The organism is Paenibacillus cremeus (assembly GCF_007786445.1).
Taxonomy (GTDB): domain Bacteria; phylum Bacillota; class Bacilli; order Paenibacillales; family NBRC-103111; genus Paenibacillus_G; species Paenibacillus_G cremeus.
In genome coordinates, this window is record NZ_VNJI01000016.1 from 106,592 (window position 1) to 128,563 (window position 21,972).

The window sequence follows — 21,972 nt, forward strand, 5'->3', positions numbered from 1 at the left end:
GCTTTTTAGGAGGGGAGACTCAATTAACTATGAATGAACGATGGTATCGACATTTAGGAGTTTACGGGATTTGCACCGCTGATGAAAAGCTACTAGTGATCCACAAGGGGAAGGGGCCGTACAAAGGGAGGTATGATCTGCCTGGAGGTACGGTGGAGGCTAACGAATTATTGACCGAAGCGATGAAAAGAGAGTTCTTGGAAGAAACGGGGCTCCACATTAGTATAAAAAAGAACATCGGTGTCTGCGAGTTTGTCGTCCCTTATGCACTCCCCGAGGAAGAGTCGACTCATCTTCACCATGTTGCAGTCATGTTTTCGGTTCAATCTCTGTCAGGTTTGCTAGCTGAACATCCGGAACAGTTCGAAGGACAAGATTCGTTAGGAGCCTGCTGGGTGCCGATTCATGAACTCCATGCTGCCAATTCCTCACCACTGGTTATGGAAGCAAAAAAGTGGCTGCTGACCGAACAACTCTCGATGGAATCTCAGCGTTTGGACGATTGGGTGATCTTAGGAAGTACGAACCCGTGAAAAAGGTGCTCATCATCGGAATCGTAGCCAGTGGTAAAACGACATTGGCCAAGCGGTTATCCAAGAGTATGGCTATTCCATGGTTTGAGCTCGATTGTATCGTTCATCCGCAAACAACGGCGGGGCGGGGGAAACGTACTGCGAGTGAGCAAATTGAGGTTCTTAGGGAGATCGATAGGCAAGGCTCTTGGATTTTTGAGGGAGTCGACCGTAAATCCTATCAATGTCTGTATGAGATGGCGGATACGATTATTTTTCTCGATCCACCAGTATGGAAGCGCAAAATCCGAATTTTTGTCCGGTTCCTGAAGCAGAATCTGGGCATTGAACCATGTCATTATAAGCCCGATTTTCACATGCTCAGAATGATGTATAAATGGACTAGGGATTTTGAGTGCAATCGGGAGCAATTTGAGGCTAAGCTGCAGTTATATCAGCATAAAGTGATTCGGGTATCGGATAATAAAAATGTGCTGGAAAAATGGGAAGGGATGCGGTAAGTCGTGTCCCTTTTTTTGGCGTGCTTGGAGAGTATGTGGATAGGGAGTGCAAAAGCTTCCGGAAAACCGTACAATAGATATGGGAATTTAGGCATTTTTGCAGTTTAGTTTAGAACCATCAGCACACATCTTAAGGAAGATAGGAGCATACGATGAATCCGTTGCAAGTGCAAACTAAAGAGAGAACTGCTAGGCTCAGCTCGGGTTTGGCAAAAAGCGCCGCTGCTGATCCTCAGGCTCAACCGCTTCTGACACAAGGGCTTATTGTGTTAATGGCCATATCGTGTGGGATCACGGTGGCGAATTTGTATTACAACCAGCCTCTGCTGGCGGATATTGGGCGGAGCTTCGGAGTGGGTGCCCAGCAGGTGGGGCTAGTTTCCATGCTGACCCAGATCGGCTATGCTTTGGGGATGTTTTTATTTATCCCGCTTGGAGATATTCAAGAGAAACGCCGGCTCATAACGACACTGTTGATCACTGTTGGCGTCGCTCTGATCGGTGTCGCTACGGCCCAGAGTCTTACATGGATTTACATCGCGAGCTTGGCGGTTGGCGTTACGACAGTTGCTCCGCAGATGATTATTCCACTAGCGGCCGGGCTCGCGGCGCCCCAGGACCGGGGGAAGGTCATCGGCAGTGTGATGAGCGGGCTGTTGATCGGAATTTTGTTGGCGCGGACGGTCTCGGGCTGGATCGGTGAGCTGTTTGGCTGGCGTTCCATGTACGGGTTCGCGGCCGTAATGATGTTTGTGTTGGCCTTTGTCTTGAGCCGCCGGCTGCCCGTCAGCCGTCCGGACATTCGGCTGTCCTATCCGGCGTTGGTTCGGTCTATCGGACAGTTGATCGTGGAACTGCGAACGCTTCGCGAAGCCGCTCTTATCGCCGCTTTTCTTTTCGGTTCTTTTAGTGTATTTTGGACGGCACTCACTTTCTATTTGGAGGGGCCAAACTACGGGTATGGCAGCGGAGTGGCCGGGCTGTTCGGGCTGGTCGGTGTAGTTGGTGCCTTAGCTGCGTCGGTGATCGGACGCCTGACGAGCAGGATCCAGCCGCGCTTTTTGATCGGGTTTATGATTTTCGCTGCGTTCGTTTCCTACGTGCTGTTCTGGGCTGCGGGAGGTTGGATTTGGGGGCTGATCATAGGCGTAATTTTACTGGATCTTGGGGTGCAAGGGGGCCAAGTGACCAATCAAGCGCGCATCTACAGCCTGCTGCCGGAGGCTAGAAGCCGGATCAACACCGTCTATATGGTGAGCAGCTTTATAGGCGGTGCCATCGGTTCCACCCTCGGTGCTTACGCTTGGAGCCGATGGGGCTGGAGCGGAGTATGCGTCGTGGGCGGAGCTATGGTCTCAGCGGCTTTCTTGATTTGGGCCGGTCACCGGATCGCGGATCGATTGAAAGGCCAGGTTAGCGTTTAGCAAGCATGTAAGGTGTCCGAACAGCCATGCAGATGGCGGTTGGACACCTTTTTTTGTGGGGCAGCGCCCAGCGCGCGTGCAACACCGCTGAAATAGCTGATTTCGGAGCAGCAATTTCCACCTTAACGTGCTGCTCTCGCTATATCCGCGCATTAGCTGCACCCGGAGCAACTATTGCCAACTCTAGCCGCACTGGAGCGCCAATAGCTGCTTTGTGAGCAATTATTTCCACCTTGGCGTGTTGCCCCCCCGCGTTGGAGCGCCCCAGCGGCGCCTAGCCCGGCGTGCAGCGCGGCCAACCCGCGCTAGAGCGCCCCCGTGGCGCCGCGCCCCCACCCACATACGCAGAAACCCGCGTATGTAAAACAATTCCTCGGAAAACAATAACTGTGTTATCCGATAAAGGGAAGGGGCGGCACTCATGCATCATCATGTGTTTTGGCTTGAAATAGTGTTTATCCTGCTGGCGTTCATCGCCATGTGGTTTGCGGTTTCCAACTTTTCCAGCGTGAAACGCATCTTCATCGGTCGGCCTTTACGATCCAAAGAGCTTCACGCACAGCATACGAAGCTGTTCTGGATCATTGCCCTGCCGATTCTATCGGCGGACTTGTACTCCTCGGTGGCGTACGGCCCGGAGGCGGGGATGACAGAGCTGGTCGGCTTAGGCGCCTCGGCCAAATGGTTCATCCTGCCCATCACCATTTCCACCATCCTGCTGCTCGCCATCCTCATCACCTCTTACATTATGGGTGTCATTGCGTATCCCAGCGGAGGAGGGGCGTATGCGATTGCGAAGGACAATTTTAGCAACCCGCTGCCTTCCTTGATCGCGTCCAGCTCTCTGCTGATCGATTATATCCTCACCGTAGCGGTATCGGTCTCCGCGGCGGTGGAAGCCGTGTCTTCCGCGTACCCTGCGGTAGGGCCCTACGAAACGATTGTAGCCATCGTCTGCGTCTGCCTCTTGGTCATCATCAATTTGCGCGGGGTGGCGGAGTCCGCCAAAATTTTTGCCTGGCCGACCTTCCTGTTCATGGCCTGCATGCTGCTCTTAATCGTGGTAGGACTCACGAATGAAGCAAGCTATGGCTTCGTCCAACCAGCCACGCCTCCGATTGGCCAGTTCCCTCCGGGAGTCACCGTATTGCTCCTGTTAAAAGCGTTCAGCTCCGCCTGCTCCGCCTTGACCGGGATCGAGACGATTTCCAATGCGGTGCCGGTGTTTCGTGAGCCTCAGCAAAAAAGCGCCATCAAAACCTACATCGCCCTTGGCGTAGTCACAGCCATTACGCTGATGGGCTTTGCCTACCACTTGTATGTGCAAGGCATTACGCCGGATATTCATAATACGATGCTGTCTCAGCTGGCAGGCGTCTATTATGGTCACGGCCCGATGTACCAAATTTTGATTTGGTCGACCTTCATCGTGCTGATCCTCGCGGCCAACTCGACGTTTACAGGCTTCTCCCAGCTGGCAGCGATTGTGGCGACCGACGGGTTTTTACCGCGTGCACTAACGAATCGGGGCGACCGCTTAGGTTATTCCAACGGAATTATCGTCTTAGCCGGGCTGGCCATAGTGCTCATTGTGGCTTTCCGTGCCCACACGAATGCATTGATCCCGCTGTATGCGATTGGCGTTTTTCTATCGTTTACGGTCGCCCAGCTCGGCTTGCTGCGACGCTGGAAGCGGGTCAGAGGCCCGAAGTGGGGCATCAAATTTGTAATCAATCTCGTCGGCTTCATCATCACGGCGTTGGTCGCGGTTATTTTTGCCGTAACGAAGTTTATTGACGGCGCCTGGCTCGTGCTCATCGTCCTGCCGATCATTGTCTTTCTGTCCATGATGATCAAACGGCACTATAACCAGGTGGCACAGCAGCTTAAGATTGACCCCGCGGAAACGCGCCCGGGTGCCCATCGCGTCATCACCATTGTGCTCGTGTCCGGAGTGCACCGGGTCGTGAGCAACACGCTGTCGTTCGCCAAAAGCCTCGGTACGGAGCTCGTGGCGGTCCACGTCGGCTTCGATCATGAGGATATCGAGAAAATGGAGCAAAAATGGGAGGAGTGGGGCAACCCGTGCCGACTGGTGGTGCTTCGCAGCTCCTATCGATCCATTCTGGAGCCGATCTCGCGCTTCATCCAAGCGCTGGAAAAATGGGAGGGCGAGGAGCCCGGACATATCCATATCGTAGTGCCGCAGTTCATTCCCAAGAAGTGGTGGCAAAATATTTTGCACAACCAGAGTGCTCTGCTGCTGCGTGCTTGGTTCTTCTGGAACAAGGATGTCGTCATTACAACCGTACCGTATCATCTTCAAAAATAAGTCCAGCGCTCGATTGAAATCCACAGGCAAGTGTGATACGATACGTTTACTTTAAGGATTGGAGCTGAAAAGATTCATGTAATTTTCTCTTGCGGATATAAACAATAAAACAGGTTAAGCGAAGCGCTTGTTTTCGCGTGTTTTATTTTTTATGTGCAGGGAAGTTACGGGATCCTTTCGGCTCAATCGGTCTATCCTCATCTAGCTCCATCGCTGGCCGGCGGCGGGTTAGGTTGGCTGTATTCCTATTTGAGCTGCGAGAAAAGTAACTTTCTTGCAGCTCTTTTTATTTTTCCATACAGGAGGATACCGCTATGTCTCTAATTAAAGTGACGAACTTAACGTTTGCCTACGAGGGCAGCTACGATAATATTTTTGAACATGTCAATTTTCAGCTGGATACGGATTGGAAATTAGGCTTTACAGGACGCAACGGCCGGGGGAAGACCACGTTCCTCAACCTGCTGCAGGGCAAGTACGAGTACAGCGGCAGCATTTCGGCGCAGGTCGGCTTCGAATATTTTCCATTCCATGTGGAGAACAAGGAGGCCCATACGCTGGAAATTGTGACCGAGATCGTTCCGGACTACCAGCACTGGGAGCTGATGCGCGAGCTGTCTTTGCTGAAGGTGGCGGAGGATGTGCTCGACCGGCCCTTTGCCTCTTTATCGAACGGGGAGCAGACGAAGGTGCTGCTGGCGGCGCTTTTTCTCAAGGAAAACAGCTTCCTGCTCATTGATGAGCCGACCAACCATCTTGACATGAAGGCAAGAAAGCTGGTCAGCGACTACCTGAAGTCGAAAAGCGGGTTTATTCTGGTATCGCATGACAGAGCGTTTTTGGACAACTGCGTGGATCATATTTTATCCATCAATAAAACGAATATCGAGATTCAAAAGGGCACTTTCTCCGATTGGTGGACCAATAAACAGCTGCAGGACCAGTATGAGCTGGCGGAAAATGAGCGGCTGAGAACGGACATTAAGCGGTTATCGGAGGCGGCGAAACGAACGAGCCAATGGTCGCACGAGGTGGAAAAAACAAAAAACGGAACCCGAAATTCGGGCTCCAAGGTCGATAAAGGGTATGTCGGTCATAAGGCCGCCAAAATGATGAAGCGCTCCAAATCCATCGAGCAAAGGCAGCAGGCCGCAATCGATGAGAAGGCGGGGCTCCTGAAAAATATTGAAAGCTCGGAAAGCTTGAAGCTGGCCCAGCTTCCCTATCATAAAAGCCGGCTGGCGGAGCTGGACCATGTGTCGATTTATTACGGTGAGAAGACGGTTTGCACCGATATGAGCTTCAGCATAGAGCAGGGAGAGCGCATTGCACTTTCCGGCCCCAACGGCTCTGGAAAATCCAGCATTCTCAAACTGATTTGCGGGGAGGAGATGACCTATACGGGCACGTTCCGCAAGGGCAGCCAGCTGAAAATCTCCTACGTTTCGCAGGACACCTCGCATTTGCAGGGCAATCTCACCGAGTACGCCCGAAGCAGCGGGATTGATGAGAGCCTGTTTAAGTCGATTTTGAGAAAGCTGGACTTCGCTCGAGTCCAATTTGAAAAGGACATGTCAGCGTTCAGCGGCGGCCAGAAAAAGAAGGTGCTGATCGCCAAGAGCCTGTGCGAGCAGGCACATCTGTACATTTGGGACGAACCGCTCAATTTTATCGATGTCATTTCCCGCATGCAGATTGAAGAGCTGCTGCTGGACTACGAGCCGACCATTTTGTTTGTCGAGCATGACCGGGAGTTTTGTCGCCATATTGCGACTAAGGTTGTGGAGCTTTAATAATGAGCCAGCTAGCTCCACGCAGCATTCGCCAGAGGAATCTTCGCTTCCACGGATTCCCTCCAGGCGATGAGCATGCGGTGCATTCGCATAGCAAGGTCGCGCTCCTCGAGCACCAGATTCCGCTGCTCCTCTATATCGTTGCGAAGATCGTACAGCTCCAGCGCACCCGTTTCGAAAAATTCAATCAGCTTATAATCCCCCATGCGCATGGAGGAGCCGGGGGTACCGCCTTGGTTCCCGTAGTGCGGATAGTGCCAGTAGATCGCCTCGCGCTTCAGGGCGACATCGGAATCGGCTTCGCCGCGAAGCACAGGCATCAGGCTGACGCCGTCGACGGGAGCGCCAGCAAGCCCCAGCCCTGCGGCCTCCAGCAGCGTGGGCGCAATGTCCGGCGTCGTGACCGGCTCGGAAGAGACGCGGCCTGCGTCGATCACGCCCGGCCAGCGAATAATCAGCGGCTCGCGGACGCCGCCCTCGTACATCCAGCCCTTGCCCTCGCTCAAGGGGGCATTGCAGGTCGGCGAGCCTTCGGAGGTGGCCAGCCCCCCATTGTCCGAGGTGAAGACGATGAGCGTATGGTCCGCCTCCCCGGCGGCTTCCAGCGCTTGCAGCAAGCGGCCGATGTTCCAGTCCAGATTGTACACCATGGCCGCATACACAGGATCGGACTGCAGCCGTCGGCGTGTCACGTTCAGATGCTTTTTGTGCTCCATGGGGAAGCTCTCGCCGATCTCGAAGGGGTCGATCTGATCCAGACCCATCGCCTGCGCCTTCTGAGCAAATCGCTCGATATCCCCGGTCTTCGCTTGAATCGGCGTATGTACCGCATAATGCCACAGGTTCAGAAAAAACGGCCGGTCATCCTTTTGCCCGATCAATCGAATCGCTTCATCGGTCAGCCGATCCGTCAAGTATTCGCCCTCCGGTCCATCGTCCAGCGTCGGGATCCCGTAGGGACTGAAATATCCATTATACGGCATGCCCCATTGGCAGCCTCCGATATTTACATCAAGGCCATGCTTCTCCGGGTAGTACGCTTCCCCGCCCAGATGCCATTTTCCCACATGCCAGGTGTTGTAGCCACCCTCTCTTAGATAGGATGCAACCGTACGCTCATGAAGCGGAAGGTACTTCAGGTAAGGCACATCGATGAGTTTTCCACGAGCCGGATGAATCGTGCCACCGTGATCGATCCAATCCGTAACGCCGATCGACGCCGGGTATTTGCCGGTCAGCATACTGGCGCGGGTAGGAGAGCAGACGGGGCAGGCGGCATACGCATCCGTAAACCGAATCCCCTCCTGGGCCAGCCGGTCCAGGTTCGGCGTTTCATAAAAGTCGCTGCCGTAGCAGCTCAGATCCTTCCAGCCCATATCGTCGATCAAAATGAGCAGAATGTTCGGCTGTTTCACTGTGCCCCGGCTCCTTCCCCTAGCTCGAGTAAAAATAACGCGGTATACACACTGTTATTAGTCCACACAATCTGCTTGGAGGTCATCGGAAAGCTCGGGATTTCGGTGCCGCCATGAAATTGCTGCGTGAGCACCAGCGTATTGGCCAGCGAGCGGGCTTTGGCCAGGTAGATCGGCTTACCGGTGACCTCGTGCGCTTTCGCGTACACCCGCATGACCACCGCTGTGGCGCGGGCAACAAGAACAAAGCCGAACTGCTCGATGACCGCCGGCGTTAGCCAGGTATCGACTGCATACTGCGAGTATTTGGTCGGCCCTCCAGGGAAGCCAAGGGTTTTCCAGGCTTCGGTCGGTTTTTCCCAGACGATGAATTGATCCTCGACAAAACGAAGCAGCTCCTCCGCGATCCGAATCCGTTCTTCCTGCCCCTCAGCATTGGATAAAAGGTAAAAAGCCGTGTCCGCCGCTTGCTCGTAAGCCATTTTTCGATAGGGCACCTTGATCTGCACGTCTTCGAACTGGGCATCCCAATGGAAGCCGCGCACCGGATGCTCGACGAGCCACTGCCCGATTTGCTCGGCGATGGATCCGAATTCCGTAATTTGATACTGCTTTTTTAGCCGCTCGAAGAAAAATAAGATCCACGTCGGGATGACCGGCTTCGGTTTCAGCTCTTCTCCGGTATGCCGATTGACGACGAGCGGCCACGTGCCGTCTTCACGCCGGATGCGGGCATACGTGCGCGCCATGCGCAGCGCTGCTTGCATGTACTTCTCCTCCTGCGTCACATCATACAGGTCGAGGAAGCCGAACCCGGCTCGAACCGGCTCGCTGAGCATCATCTGATCGATGTTCGTTTGGGCGACTCGGAAGTGCCAGTCGTCGATGGCGTTCTCCGGGTTCACCCAGTAGACCGGTGTGAAATGCTCGAACGGACTGCCTTCAGGCGCGGCATGGGCGATCAAGAAATCAGCCATTCGCCGGGCGATAGTCAATGCATCGCTGGCTTCCTGCGGGGTTTCTGTCGCGAGCTTGGAGAAAGCCGCCATGCCGCGGATCGAGGCGCCGATTTCCTTGGAGGCAAAGCAGTTCAGGAACATCTCCGGATGCGGCTTGCCCTCGGTCAGCCAGATCTGAAACCGCGGATGATGAAACAGCGCACGGAGGCCGGTCATGCCGGCTTCGGTATAGGAGATGGGCGGAGGTTCATTGTAAGGGCCATTAAAGATAGGGGCCCGGTAGATAGGCAGCTCGCCGGAGGTACCGACAACTTCGCCGGTGCCACGATCTATGCCTTCCACCTTGACGGTGGCCAGCCCCTGCGGGATGTCGTTCCAGATGGGTGTTAGAGCCGCCCAAGGAACGTCCGCTTCAAAGCTGCGCGTGATCCCATCCTCCGCATCGACGGTAAACCGGTACGCGGCAGCCCCCGGAACAAGCGGAAGGTCAAAAGCCGGAGCATAAACGAAGCGTTTGGCGAACTTGTTCCAGAACGGCGCTTCTTCCGAGCCCGGCTTCCCGGGTCTTAACGGCTCCCGAGTTTCTTGCAGCTCCTGCGCGGTAAACGAACCCTTTTTCATGAACATCAGCCTCCAATAATAAGTTATAAAGACGAGTATAAGAGCTGAATTCCAGTAAAGCAGAGAATAACCAAGCAAATGCGGCGGAACAGCTGCTGCTGGATGTGCTTGAACAACCATTGTCCGAGCAGGATGCCGGCAGCGACAAGGGGGATCGACAGGCCGATCGACGTCCAGACGGAAGCCGGCGGACGGCTGAGGCTAAGCTGAAAAATCGCGCTAACGGTATAGATGGAAATGTAATAAGCCAGGGTGGTGCTGCGCAGCGCTGTTTTGTCGATGGACATTCCGGAAAAATAAGCCAGCAACGGAGGGCCGGGAATGCCGATGGCGGTCGAGAGAAAGCCTGAGATCCCCCCGACGATTCGATCCTTGAGCGGGGAGGGCTTCACCTGAAAATGCAGCAAAAGTAAGACGGTGAATAAAAGAATGCAGATGCCCACGCCGAGCTTTAAAGTTTCGACAGGCAGGTACTGATAAACAAGAAGTCCGGCAGGCATGCCGATGAAGCTTCCGGTGAGGAGCCGCTTAAGAAGGGCGGTGTCCATCTCGGTTCGGATTCGGTAAAACATGAACAGGGACAGCAGGCATGAGAGTACAGTGTTGATGACAACGGCTTCATGCGCGTCATAGATGAAGAGGAGAAAGGGCACGGTCATGATGGAGAAGCCGAAGCCCGTACTGGTCTGCAGCGCGGAGGACAACAGGATGATGAGGAGCAGGAAGGTGAGCGATGCCATCGGTCAGACCAGCCGGTTGTAATGATTCAGCACCATGAGCTTGCCTGCTTCAATGTGCTCTTTCATGGTCTGCAGGAGCCGCGGGAGATCGCCTTGCCGGATGGCCTGCACGATTTTGAGATGCCGGTTCTCTACCACGCCTTTGTTAACCGGATGGGTATGAATTCGGCCGTAGCTTTGGAATAGCTGGATTCGCGATTGGAGATTGTTCCAGATTTCCAGCAGCAGGGCGTGCTCACTGCGTTCATAGAACAGGCCATGGAATTGGATGTCAATTTCCGCTACCTCTTCGAACTTGCCGGCCTGGGTGAGATTATCCATATTTTTAGCGTAGACCTCCAGCTTATCGCAATCCGCAGGCGTCAATCGGGGAAAAGCCAGCTCCACCGCCATCAGCTCCAGTGAAATCCGGATGCTGTAGACCTCTTCGATGAAGGTTTCGGTAATTTGAATTACGTTGGTGCCCTTGTAAGGGATGACATGAATCAATCCCTCCGTGGCTAACTGGCTGAAGGCTTGCCGGACCGGTGTGATGCTCACGTTCAGCGTTTTGGCGACATTGGCTTCTACGAGGCGCTCACCCAGCTTGAGATCACCGCGAAAAATCGCCTTCCGCAGCGTCTCCGCTACCTTCTGGCTAATGCTTCGTTCCGTTGCAATCTGCAGGTCCATCTTTTCCATGGAAAGGTTCACTCCTACATGTTCGGATGTTCAGTTGTTCAGTTGAGAGGTAATATAAATTCAATTGACAAATTCAGGAAGGCGACTTACAGTGATAATATATCATGCATGATGCATGATTTCAATCGAAAACTATGCTTTTACTTTTTCGTAAAAGAGGGTGCGTTGCTTTTGAAGATCACCGGTATTGAAGCGAAGGTTGTAAAAGTCAGCCGAGAGCTGCAAAGCTTCAGCGGAACCGCAGGTACGCCGGGGACGTTCGTGCAGATGGCGGGCGGAGCGGCTTCGGATTATGGCTGGACCAAGGAGTATTCCTCCTTGTACTCGAAGAAGGTGGAAAGCTTGATGGTCAAAATCACCACCGACACCGGAATCGTCGGCTGGGGTGAAGCTCAGGTGCCCGTAGGTCCCGAAGCGCCGCAAGCGCTGGTGAGGCAGGTGCTGTCACCGATTTTGCTGGATCAGGATCCGCTCGGAATCGAGGTCTTGTGGTTTCAGATGTACAATTCCCTGCGCGGCAGAGGACACCGTGGCAGCTTTATGATGGACGCGATCGGCGCCGTCGATACTGCACTGTGGGATATTGCAGGCAAGCATTACGGCCAGCCGGTGTATCGGCTGCTCGGGGGCGCTTTTCGGGAAGGTATTCCGCTCTACCATTCGGGAGTCTCCGGCACCACGGCCAGTGAGAAGGCGGCCTCGGCGCAAGAGGCGGTTAGCAAGGGCTATAAGGCGATAAAAGTTTACATAGGCAAAGGGCTGCGTGAAGACATCGCCGTGATGAAAGCGATTCGTGAGGCGGTTGGCGACGACATCACCTTGATGGCGGATGCTTTGTGGATGTACAACGTCCATGACGCGCTTCGGCTGGGGGCCGCCTTGGAGAAGCTGGATGTGGCGCTGTTGGAGGCGCCTACCGTGATGGAGGATGTGCAGGGGCATGCTCAGCTGACCCAAGCGTTGAAGCTTGCCGTCGCCCAAGGGGAAACGGAGCGGACGCGGTATCAGTTTTTGCCGTATTTGAAGGAGCGGGCGCTGGATGTCATTCAGCCGGATATCGGGCGAACGGGGATTTCGGAGGGGAAGAAGATTGTGACGCTGGCCGAAACGTTCAACATCCCGGCGGCGCTGCATATGGCGATTGGCCAATGCGTCTATGTCGCGGCCTCCGCTCATGTAGCGACTGCCACTCCGAATCTGCTGTGGCTGGAGATGAATCCCGTCATGCTGGAGATGGCGAACCGGTTTCAACGTACTCCATGGACGGTCGCAGACGGCATGCTTAAGGTGCCCGATCTGCCCGGACTCGGAATCGAGATCGATGAAGAAGCGCTTCAGCGCTGCGTCGAGTAGGGAGGCAGGCTGACATGAACTTGAAAGGGCAAACGGCGATCATTAGCGGGGGGCTGGGCGATATTGGCCGGGCGATTGCTCTTGAGCTGGCGGCGGATGGCGCTAACGTCTCGCTTGGCGATGTGCTGCCTCCGGATCAGGCGGGCGGATTTTTGGAGCAGCTTCGTGGCTATGATGTCAGCGCCATGTACACGCAGATGGATATTCGCGATGCCTCGGCGGTTGCGAGTTGGATTCATGAAACCGCTTCCGAAGCCGGGCTGGGCATCCCGTCGCTGATCATCTCCAATGCGGGCATCGTAACCCGAGCCTCGTTCTTGGACATAACGAATGAGCAGTGGGACAACGAGTTTGCTGTCAATGTGGGCGGCGCGTTGTCGATGTGCCGGTCCGCCGCGCAATTGCTAATTCAAAACGGACTCCCAGGAAAAATCGTGCTGGTCGGCAGCTGGGCCGCCCATCGGCCCAATAAGGCGATTCCCGCGTACTGTGCCTCCAAAGCCGCGCTGCGCATGCTCGGTCAGGTGATGGCGATGGAGCTGGCCGGTCACGGGATCACCGTGGGCGAAGTGGCTCCGGGCGCTGTGAACGCAGGGCTGTCCGCGAAAAATTTGCAGGCCATGACGCCGGAGCAGATTGAGGCGAAAATCCCGGTAGGCACATGGATCCGGCCTGAGGAGGTGGCCTGGCAGGTCGCCCATCTGTGCGATCCGCGGAACGCGAATATGACCGGCAGTGTCGTAGTGATGGACGGGGGACTTTCCTTGACCAGCAAGTGGACATAGCTTGTAGCTTGTAGCTAGACCCATCTCTGCATTTGAAGGAGTGACGATTCATCATGGCGAACCTATTAGCAGGTGTATTCCCCATTTTGGCGACATGCTTCCATGACAACGATGAGATCGACTACGAGAGCCAGCAGCAATTGATCGAATTTTGTATCAAGGGCGGGGTGCACGGTCTTGTGCTTTGTGCCAACGCTTCGGAAGGACATTTGTTATCCGATCAGGAAAAGCGCGATTTGATCGCGTTTTGCTTGCGGCAAATCGACGGAAGAGTGCCAGTCATCGTCACCGTCAATCATCCTTCCGCCAAAGTATCCGCAGAGCTCGCTCAATTTGCCGAGGCGCACGGAGCCGCAGCAGTGATGTCGATGCCGCCGTTCTTCGGGAGATGGCGCGCGGGGCTGGATGAGATCTCCCGTTATTTCGGCCTGCTGAACGATGCGGTGCAAATACCGATCGTCGTGCAGGATCATGTGCTGAGCGATATTCAAATGCCGGTATCCTTTCTCGTCGATCTGGCTAGAAAATACCCTCGTGTGCGCTACATGAAAATGGAAGCGGGCAATATCAACTTTAAGACAAAGCAGCTGCTGCAGGTGGAGAATCAGCCGTTTCTCGGCATTTTTGGCGGCAACAGCGGATGCTTTATGCCGGAGGAGATCGAGTCCGGCTGCACGGGCACGATGCCGGCCTGCTACATGCCGGAGGTGTTCCGCAAAACGTGGGATATGGTACAGGAGGGGCGAGAGGAAGAAGCAGTGGCCTATTTCACCCCGTTTTCGCGATTGGCGGCCTATGAGAAGGATGTGGCCAACCGCTGCGTGTGGAAAGAGATTCTGGTCGCTCGAGGGGTCATTGCAGGCCATGCGGTTCGGCAGCCCAAGCCTTCTTTTGCCAGCGACTGGCAGCTCAATCAGCTGCTGAAGGTGGCACAGAGAGCGGGTCTAATCTCAGTTTAGTAAAGGAGCGGGAGAGCTAAGATGACGGCTAATTCGATGAGAGCGCTAGTATATGAAGGACCGCGAATCATGAACCTGCGGGAGCTGCCGGTCCCCGAGCCTGGGGAACAGGAGGCTCTGATCGAGGTTCGGCGTGCGGGCATTTGCGGGTCCGAGCTAGGAGGGTACTTGGGCCATAATTCTCTGCGCAAGCCTCCCTTGGTGATGGGGCACGAATTTTCCGGCGTTGTGCGCAAGCTGGGGAGTCGGGTGACGTCCGTGAAGGAAGGGGATCGCGTCACGGTCAATCCCCTGATCACCTGCGGGCATTGCGCGTACTGCCAGTCCGGGAGAGACCAGCTGTGCCTGGAGCGGCAGCTGATCGGCGCCCATCGGCCGGGTGCTTTTGCCGGCTTCGTGAGCGTCCCGGCCAAGAACCTGTATCGCCTGCCGGAGCATGTCAGCATGGATGAAGGGGCGCTGGTCGAGCCGCTCGCCTGCGCCGTTCATGTGTGCCGGCTGCTCCAGCTGTCGTCCGGAGATCGTTTGTTTATCGCCGGGGCGGGTCCGATCGGCTTGTTCGTACTTCTAGCTGCGCAAGCCTTCGGTCTGCAGGATGTCGTCATCTCCGATCTTAATCGGGAGCGGCTGGACATCGCGGAGGAGCTTGGCGGGATCGCGGTCGAGGGCGCCGTCGACGCCTGGAAGGCTGCGCATCTGGCCGAAGGCTTCGATGCCGCTGTGGATGCGGTGGGGGCGGAAGCCACCCGCACCGGATGCGTGACCGCCGTAAAGCCGGGCGGCAAAGTGATTTTTACCGGCCTGCACGAAGCGGACAGCAAGCTGCCGATCAATCTGGCGGTGCGCAGCGAAATCAGCATGCAGGGCGCCTTCGCCTATGCGCCGCAAGACTTTGCGTTAGCCTTGCAGTGGATCAGCGAAGGGAAAAACCGGCTGGCGCCGTGGACGGTCGTTGCTCCTTTGGCAGAGGGAGGACCCAGCTTCGAGAAGCTGATCACCGGGCCGGGGAAAACGGCGAAAATTTTGCTGGATACTCAGGGGTAGTCCAAATGGGGTGGTAAAGGAACACTTTGTTCCTCTATCACCCAAATTTAACGAAGCTCAAGCTTCGTGCTGATCCGGCGCTAGCTCTGCCTGCCCTCACTGATTCCGAAACTCCGTCGGTGTCATGCCCGTCAGCTCCTTGAAGATCGCGCAATAATAATTCGCGTTGCTGAAGCCGACGGCTTTGGCGACATCGTTGATTTTGCTGCTCGGGCTCTGCAGATGAAGCTTCGACTTCTCGATACGGATGCGATTGACATACTCCGAGAACACTTCGCCCGTTTCATTGCGGAACAGCCTGCCCATATAAACGGAGTTAAAGTGCAGCTCCCTCGATAGCGTCTTCAGCGACAAATCCTCGTGATAATGCTGATCGATATACGCGACGAGCTCCTTGGTAACGCGGCTGAGGGTGGTTTTGCTCCGCAGCTCGAGCGCCGACAGGGCGGCGTTTAGCTTTTGATGCAGCCACTGCTGCAATTTCTGCATATCGCGAAGCTCATGGACGGTCTTGAGCAGGCGATTGGGATCGTCAAAGATTTCGGCCGGAGGGATGCCCGCCGCGCGCAGCACTCGAAGCATGGAGATGACGATCTCCATCACCATCGTGGAGATGGCGCCGGGATCCGTGTCCTTCAGCGACAACCGTTCGAAGCAAGCCTCCAGATAGCCGGTCAACTCGCTCCTCCGGCCCCCCTTCAAAGCATCCTCGATGAAGAAGTAATCTACCGTAACCGATACTCCCCCAGGGTTCCTTTTCGCCATAATATCCTCATAAAAGATCACATCGCCCTCACGGTAGTAAAAATGGTACTGCTGAATATGGAGCGCATTTTGGTAAGAAACATGAAGGTTCTTATAGCTGTTCACCGTATTGCCGACGGTCAGAAGCCAATGGACGCCGGAGCCTCCCGGAGAGAGCTCATAGATGGCTTGAAGCGAGTTTTGGATTTGCTTCGTCGTTGGCGTGCCATCCCGGACCGTAAATATAACGACCACCCGGCCGGTATAATCCATAAAGCTGACCGCCAGCTCCGGGTCCAGGTTCGTGGCACAAATGCGCTGAATCGCTTGAAGCGTTTCCGGAGGCAGACTGCGATGCCCGCCGAGTCCCTCACTATAAAAATCAATCACAGCGACTCGCAGCTCACTATCGAGCAATCGCAGACGGGGATCAACTACCTCCAGCTTGCTTTTGAATTCATAGGAGCTGATCTGGTGATGAACGGCGCGGTTGAGCAAATTGCTCTTGATGCTTTCCCGGCCTTCCGTGTCCCGGAGCTCACGCAGCAGCTCGGACTCCAGCTTCTTCGTCACCTGATGCACGGTCTGTCTGAGCTCATCGACATTGACCGGCTTAAGCAAATAATTTTCCACATGATATTTGATCGCTTCCTTGACGTACCGAAAGTCGTCATAGCCGCTCAAAACAACAAATTGGGTACCCATGCCCCGTTCATGGACACTGCGAATCAGCTCCAGCCCATCCATCACCGGCATCCGAATATCGCAGATGACCAGGTCCGGCCGATGCTCTTCGATGAATTTCAAGGCATCCGCACCGTTAGCCGCCTCCCCGCAAATCTCGATCCCGTATTCCTCCCACGGAATAATCATCCTCAAGCCGGAGCGGATCGAAGGCTCGTCGTCAACGATAAAAGTCCTGTACAAGGGCATCCATCTCCTTCCAAGAAATAGCGGGGATCGTAACGCGGACACGGGTCCAATGATCCTTCCGGCTGGCGATCGTCAGACCGTACGGCTTCCCGAACAACAGGCGGATCCGCTGCTGGACGTTGCTCAGACCGATTTGGTCCCCTTGCGATAAGGATTTAGCCGCTTCTTCCATGTTGGCCGTCAGCTCCTGCAGCTGCACCGCATCCATCCCGACGCCGTTATCGATGATATCGAAGATCACGTCCTGCTCCCGTCGGTAGCCGCGAATCGACAGCCGGGCTTGCTGCGCCTTCTGAAACAGCCCGTGCTCGCTGGCATTCTCGATAATGGGCTGCAGCAGCAGCTTAGGGATACCGAGCTCATACATCGTCTCGTCCATGTGAATGCTGACGGCCAGCTGATCTTGATAGCGAAACTGCATCAAATACAAATACGAAGAAATATATTCAAGCTCCTCCTCCACAGAGACGATCAAATCTGTAGAGCGGATTTTCCATCGGAACAGCTTGCCCAGCGTATACAGCATGTCGGCAATTTCGGGCTTGCGCTCCCGGACGGCCACCATCCGAATCGACTCCATCGTGTTGAGCAAAAAGTGCGGATTGATTCGCGACTGCAGCGCAGAAAGCTCGGCGCTCTTCGTCTTGATTTCCGCCAGGTACACCATGTCCACATGCTCCTCCAGCCGAAGGCACATCCGGTTGAAGGCCGAGGCCAGCTGTCCCAGCTCATCCCGGCTGTCAAAGGCGACGCGGGTATCGAATCTGCCTTTCTCCACGCTGCGCATGGCGGTCAGCAGTCGCTTGATGCGGCTGGCGATATTGGTGGAGAAAAGCAGCGTGAGCAGCAGTACAATAAAGACGCCGCAGAAGAAGATGAACAAAATTTGCCGAATCAGCCTATTTGTTTCCCGGGTGATCTGGGTTTTCGGAGTCTGTACGATCATATGCAGCCCTTTTTCGCTCAGCTCCGATTTATTGATAATATACGGCTCCCCGTTCAGCTTTAGCTCATGGGAGGCGAGGCTCAAATCCGCGGTTTCATTTAAAAAAGGGTACTTCAAACCAAGCGCCTGCGTATCGCTGCTGAACAGCACCGTGCCGTCATCGTCGAACACATACATGGCCGCCCGGCTCGTTCCGGCCAATTGGCGGTATTGCTTCATGATTTCATCGAGTGAGAGATTAATGATGAATTGCCCGACGGACCGGTCGTCCGGCAGATGGTTCAGGTCGTACAGATTGCCGGAATTGGAGATGACGGGCACATTACCGGCGAGAATATAATCGGGGTGGGTATAGGGGCGCTTATACATCGTTTTGTCCGAGGTCTCCAGGCCGGATAACGGCGCCTTATTGGTAAAGTCATAACCGACCGATACGGAGCGCCTGGAGGTGCTGAACACCTGCTTGTTCCGATCAATCAAGATGATATCAAGAATTTCCTTATCCCATAAGACAACCTTATCCAGCTCGCTTGAAATGCGGTTTTTGATGATATAGGGTGGGAAAGCGCTGTCATTTTTCGCGGAATTGATCAGCATGTCCACCGTCGTTGGGGCCTCCGAATTATAGAACCAGTACACGATGCTTCGAATTTTGGCGTATTCTTCTTCCAGGTACGCGCTCATTTTATTGGTCAATTCGTCTTGCTTGCCGATTTCCAGCTCGATCATCTTGGCGTTGACATGCCCGGTGATGATGTAGATGGTGAGCAGGAGCGGAACCAGCATAAAGGTAGAGTATACGAGGACTAGCTTCAATAAGAGCCGATTTTTCACAAACTGGGTGAAGCCGAAGAGGTTGGTGTTCATCCTGCAATCCCCTTTACCAAGCTGTATGGTTAAAATATTACCGGAGACGCGTACAGGACGCAACTAGAGGCCTTCAACAGGTATAATTGGTGTAGAAAAAGTATGATTATTAGTCTTGAGACAGGGCGTGAAAAAGGTAAAATTAGAAATGTAAGCGCTACAATGACTCCAAAATAGAGGGGGAAGCGGGAATTGAAAACATGGGTGAAGACGATGGTCAGCGGGATGCTGGTGCCGGTTTTGCTCGCGGGCTGCAGTACAGGCAGCAGCGGGTCAACGGATAAGGGGGCCAGCTCGACCGGCTCTAGCGGCAGTGCGAGTAAACAAGTGGAGCTGACCTTCCTGTACCAGATGGATAACAAACGTCCGCAAGCTTTTTGGGACTCGATCGTGAACGATTTCCAAACGAAAAACCCGAATATTAAAATCAAAGGCATGTCCTACCCCGACGTAGCCAAAAAGGGAGATTACATTAAAACGCTGTACGCCACCGGGCAAATGCCGGACGTGACCTTGGCAGGGCTCGAGGATATCAAGCTGCTGGATGGCGTCTTTATGGAAATTCCGGACAAAATTTCATCCGCGTTCGAGGATACCGCCCTCTACAAGCGCAACGGGAAAGTGTATACGCTGCCGACGGCCAAATACATCATGCTCGACATGTTTTATAATACGGAGATTTTCAAAAAGTACAATTTGAGCCCGCCCAAAACGTGGGAAGAATTCTTGAAGCTGTGCCAAACCTTGAAGGCCAACGGCGTCAACCCGCTGATTGAGGCCGGTCAGGGCGTATCCGGATATATGCTGCACAACCCGCTCATGACGATCATGCTCAACGAGCTGGACCCGGACTATCCGCAAAAGCTCGTTTCCGGCCAAATGAAATTTAACGGCCCAGAGGTTACGGCGATCGCCACACGGTTCCAAGAGCTGTGGAAGGCTGGCTACTACCAAGATGGTTCGCTGTCATTCACGGAGCCGCAGAAGCAGGAAGCCTTCTTCAAGGGCTCGGCGGCGATGCTGGTCGACGGCCAGTTTAATGCGGCATTGTATGCTCAAGGCGCGCCGTTCAAGGTAGGCTGGTTCCCGCTGCCGGCGATGAAATCGTCCGACATGTATCCGGTCATGTACGGTGACGACGTAGGCGTAAGCGCCAAGACGAAGCACCCGGAGGAATCGATGAAGCTAGTCGAGTTCCTGTTCTCCGATGACATTTACAAGAAAATCATCGCCCCGATGAGTGCGACCAATACGACCAAAAAGCAGATTACGTACGAGCAAAATTATCTGTCCGTCGATATGAATAACTCGTCCGCCAAGCTGAAGCCCAAATTGTCGTTTATGAAGGTGGAGTCGTTCCCGTCGGGCACCACGGAGCTGTTCCGAAGCACCGCCCAGGAGATTGCTTACGGCGGAGACGTGAAGAAGGCGCTCGATCAGATGGAGAGCAAGTTCAGACAGCTGGTAGAGGCGCAGAACGCGCAGAAAAAATAAAGCTATTTCCGGAGGAGGGGGCTACCGCAGCCTTCTTCTTCCGGCTATCCATGAAGGCGGTGAGACTATTACTACGCGTAAGGTTTCTTTTTTATTTGTACTCCCGGCTTTGCTCGCCTTCTGCTTCGTCCATATCATCCCGATGGGGAAGGCGCTGTATTACAGCTTCACCGATTGGAACGGCTACCAAGCCGATGCCAAATTCGTCGGGTTGAAAAATTTTAAGACGCTGTTCCACGATCCATCCGTCGGCCAATCGGTCGTCGTGAGCCTCATTTTCGTATTCGTGTCGGTCGTCTTCATTAACATTTTTGCCGTACTGTTTGCCGTCTTATTGCGAAAAGCCAGCACCTGGACCGGCCTCTACCGAAGCGTATTTTTTATGCCGATCGTCATCAGCCCCGTCGCTGTCGCCTTTATTTGGCGGTCGATGTATTCGTACGACGGGCTGTTTAACTACATGCTGAACATGCTGCATATCACCTCACAGCATCCGGGGTGGCTGACCGACAGCAAGCTGGCCTTGCTTTCCGTCATCATCGTCAACATCTGGCGCAGCACCGGCTTTCATATGGTGATCATCCTCGCCGCCTTGACGACCATTCCGAAGGAGCTGTACGAAGCGTCCGAGATCGACGGCTGCAGCCCATGGCAAAAATTCAAGTTTGTCACGTATCCTCTCCTAATGCCGGGACTGACGCTCAGCGTGATTTTGTCCACGATCAGCAGCTTGAAGCAGTACGATCTGGTTGCGGTACTCACGGACGGTGGACCGGTGAATGCCACGAAGGTGCTGTCGATCAAGATCATCCAAGACGCCTTCCGCTACAATCAGAGCGGCTACGCTTCGGCGATCTCCTTTATTCTGCTGTTCGGGATTTTGGCGGTGACGATCCTTCAGCACATGATTCTAAAGAAGAGAGAAGTGGAGTACTAATGAGACGGGTGATGTCCACAGCCAAGCATGGCTTTCTTTTTGTTTTCGTCCTGATCACCCTGCTGCCGTTGTACAGTGTGCTCATCAATTCCGTCAAGCTGCCGAGCGACATTATCCGGACGCCGTTCCGCATTACGGTGCCTACGCTTGAAAATTTCAAGCACGTGTTTAATCCTCAGAACGATATCCTGCGCATGTATATGAACTCGATCACGATCACCGGCAGCTCGCTCGTCTTCATTCTGATTTTGGCGCCGATGGCCGGCTATTATATCGCCAGAAACAAGTCGCGCTGGTCGTCCTTTCTGCTCATCTTGTTTATGACGGGCATCATGATTCCCGATGAGGTAACGATCATTCCCCTGGTGGATATGTTTGTCAAAATGGGCCTGATCGGGAAGCTGCACGGCATGATTTTGTACTATGCTGGGGCGAGGCTGGCGGTGTCCATCTTTTTAAATATGAAGTTCATTTCCACGATCCCGCAGGAGCTGGAGGAGTCGGCGGTGATGGATGGGGCCTCGCAATTCCGGATTTTTTGGCAGGTGCTGTACCCGCTGCTGCTTCCGTGTACGGCGACATTGATCGTGTTTGTCGGCATGAACATTTGGAACGACTTCTTAATGCCGCTGTATTTGCTGCAAGGGACAGGGGCGGCCCGGACTATCACGGTCGGCATTTTCTCGGCGATCGGAGATTACAGCGGGAATTGGGGCGAAATTTTTGCCTGGGTTGTGGCGGCCTCAGCGCCGATTCTGATTTTGTTCCTGACCGCGCAGCGGTTTTTCATCGACGGGCTGACGGCAGGGGCTGTGAAAGGGTAATAGGGGAATGCGAGAGGGGCTGTCCCGTACGTTGGGATGGCTCCTTTTTTCGAGCGCAAGAGAGGTAAAAATCCCGTACATTTGCCGT

18 protein-coding genes are annotated in these 21,972 nt (G+C 54.4%); 12 read left to right on the forward strand and 6 right to left on the reverse strand.

The genetic code is table 11. The annotated features are described in order from the left end of the window. The first annotated feature begins 29 nt into the window (after window positions 1-29). The 5 genes from FPZ49_RS14880 (at window position 30) to FPZ49_RS14900 (ending at window position 6,582) form a co-directional block, all read left to right on the forward strand. A complete protein-coding gene (locus FPZ49_RS14880) occupies window positions 30-533 on the forward strand; it encodes an NUDIX hydrolase (protein ID WP_261381418.1) in 504 nt (167 codons plus the stop codon). Further along, the gene (locus tag FPZ49_RS14885; protein ID WP_144847993.1) at window positions 530-1,033 is read left to right on the forward strand and encodes a hypothetical protein; all 504 of its coding nucleotides are present in this window, start codon (window positions 530-532) and stop codon (window positions 1,031-1,033) included. The genes FPZ49_RS14880 and FPZ49_RS14885 overlap by 4 nt, the downstream gene beginning before the upstream one ends. 152 nt (window positions 1,034-1,185) lie before the next feature. Next, a complete protein-coding gene (locus FPZ49_RS14890; RefSeq protein WP_144847995.1) occupies window positions 1,186-2,457 on the forward strand; it encodes an MFS transporter in 1,272 nt (423 codons plus the stop codon). A 421-nt stretch (window positions 2,458-2,878) separates the two neighbouring features. Then, window positions 2,879-4,789, forward strand: a complete 1,911-nt coding sequence (locus tag FPZ49_RS14895; protein WP_144847997.1) for an APC family permease — start codon at window positions 2,879-2,881, stop codon at window positions 4,787-4,789. Between the two features lie 314 nt (window positions 4,790-5,103). Then, a complete protein-coding gene (locus tag FPZ49_RS14900) occupies window positions 5,104-6,582 on the forward strand; it encodes an Lsa family ABC-F type ribosomal protection protein (protein WP_144847999.1) in 1,479 nt (492 codons plus the stop codon). An 11-nt stretch (window positions 6,583-6,593) separates the two neighbouring features. Here the strand turns inward: FPZ49_RS14900 and FPZ49_RS14905 are convergent, their stop codons facing one another. Genes FPZ49_RS14905 through FPZ49_RS14920 form a run of 4 tightly spaced genes read right to left on the reverse strand, consistent with a single transcriptional unit; the run spans window position 6,594 to window position 10,998 of the window. After that, window positions 6,594-7,997, reverse strand: coding sequence for a sulfatase (locus FPZ49_RS14905; protein WP_144848001.1), 1,404 nt, complete (start codon window positions 7,995-7,997; stop codon window positions 6,594-6,596). Continuing rightward, the gene (locus FPZ49_RS14910; protein ID WP_144848003.1) at window positions 7,994-9,577 is read right to left on the reverse strand and encodes a hypothetical protein; all 1,584 of its coding nucleotides are present in this window, start codon (window positions 9,575-9,577) and stop codon (window positions 7,994-7,996) included. The genes FPZ49_RS14905 and FPZ49_RS14910 overlap by 4 nt, the downstream gene beginning before the upstream one ends. A gap of 23 nt (window positions 9,578-9,600) precedes the next feature. Then, complete coding sequence (locus FPZ49_RS14915; protein ID WP_144848005.1) at window positions 9,601-10,317, reverse strand: sulfite exporter TauE/SafE family protein; 717 nt, start codon at window positions 10,315-10,317, stop codon at window positions 9,601-9,603. Window positions 10,318-10,320: 3 nt separating this feature from the next. Next, a complete protein-coding gene (locus FPZ49_RS14920; RefSeq protein ID WP_144848007.1) occupies window positions 10,321-10,998 on the reverse strand; it encodes a GntR family transcriptional regulator in 678 nt (225 codons plus the stop codon). Between the two features lie 171 nt (window positions 10,999-11,169). Here FPZ49_RS14920 and FPZ49_RS14925 point away from each other — a divergent pair, with 171 nt between their 5' ends. Genes FPZ49_RS14925 through FPZ49_RS14940 form a run of 4 tightly spaced genes read left to right on the forward strand, consistent with a single transcriptional unit; the run spans window position 11,170 to window position 15,139 of the window. Then, complete coding sequence (locus FPZ49_RS14925) at window positions 11,170-12,351, forward strand: mandelate racemase/muconate lactonizing enzyme family protein (RefSeq protein ID WP_186445830.1); 1,182 nt, start codon at window positions 11,170-11,172, stop codon at window positions 12,349-12,351. A gap of 14 nt (window positions 12,352-12,365) precedes the next feature. Next, entirely contained in the window at window positions 12,366-13,136 is a 771-nt protein-coding gene (locus tag FPZ49_RS14930) for an SDR family NAD(P)-dependent oxidoreductase (protein ID WP_144848011.1), read from the forward strand. 53 nt (window positions 13,137-13,189) lie between these two features. After that, window positions 13,190-14,095, forward strand: coding sequence for a dihydrodipicolinate synthase family protein (locus FPZ49_RS14935; RefSeq protein WP_144848012.1), 906 nt, complete (start codon window positions 13,190-13,192; stop codon window positions 14,093-14,095). Between the two features lie 21 nt (window positions 14,096-14,116). After that, entirely contained in the window at window positions 14,117-15,139 is a 1,023-nt protein-coding gene (locus tag FPZ49_RS14940; protein WP_261381419.1) for a zinc-dependent alcohol dehydrogenase, read from the forward strand. A 96-nt stretch (window positions 15,140-15,235) separates the two neighbouring features. Here FPZ49_RS14940 and FPZ49_RS14945 read toward each other — a convergent pair whose 3' ends face one another. After that, window positions 15,236-16,810: a response regulator transcription factor gene (locus FPZ49_RS14945; protein WP_186445831.1), complete on the reverse strand. Its 1,575-nt coding sequence runs from the start codon at window positions 16,808-16,810 to the stop codon at window positions 15,236-15,238. Then, entirely contained in the window at window positions 16,788-18,629 is a 1,842-nt protein-coding gene (locus FPZ49_RS14950) for a cache domain-containing sensor histidine kinase (protein ID WP_144848016.1), read from the reverse strand. Before FPZ49_RS14950 ends, FPZ49_RS14945 begins: the two co-directional genes overlap by 23 nt. A gap of 192 nt (window positions 18,630-18,821) precedes the next feature. Here FPZ49_RS14950 and FPZ49_RS14955 point away from each other — a divergent pair, with 192 nt between their 5' ends. The 3 genes from FPZ49_RS14955 to FPZ49_RS14965 all read left to right on the forward strand — a co-directional run bounded on the left by FPZ49_RS14955 (window position 18,822) and on the right by FPZ49_RS14965 (window position 21,884). Next, a complete protein-coding gene (locus tag FPZ49_RS14955) occupies window positions 18,822-20,123 on the forward strand; it encodes an ABC transporter substrate-binding protein (RefSeq protein WP_144848018.1) in 1,302 nt (433 codons plus the stop codon). Between the two features lie 142 nt (window positions 20,124-20,265). Next, entirely contained in the window at window positions 20,266-21,060 is a 795-nt protein-coding gene (locus tag FPZ49_RS14960; protein WP_144848020.1) for a carbohydrate ABC transporter permease, read from the forward strand. Next, a complete protein-coding gene (locus tag FPZ49_RS14965) occupies window positions 21,060-21,884 on the forward strand; it encodes a carbohydrate ABC transporter permease (RefSeq protein ID WP_144848022.1) in 825 nt (274 codons plus the stop codon). The genes FPZ49_RS14960 and FPZ49_RS14965 overlap by 1 nt, the downstream gene beginning before the upstream one ends. The last annotated feature ends 88 nt before the right edge of the window (window positions 21,885-21,972 follow it).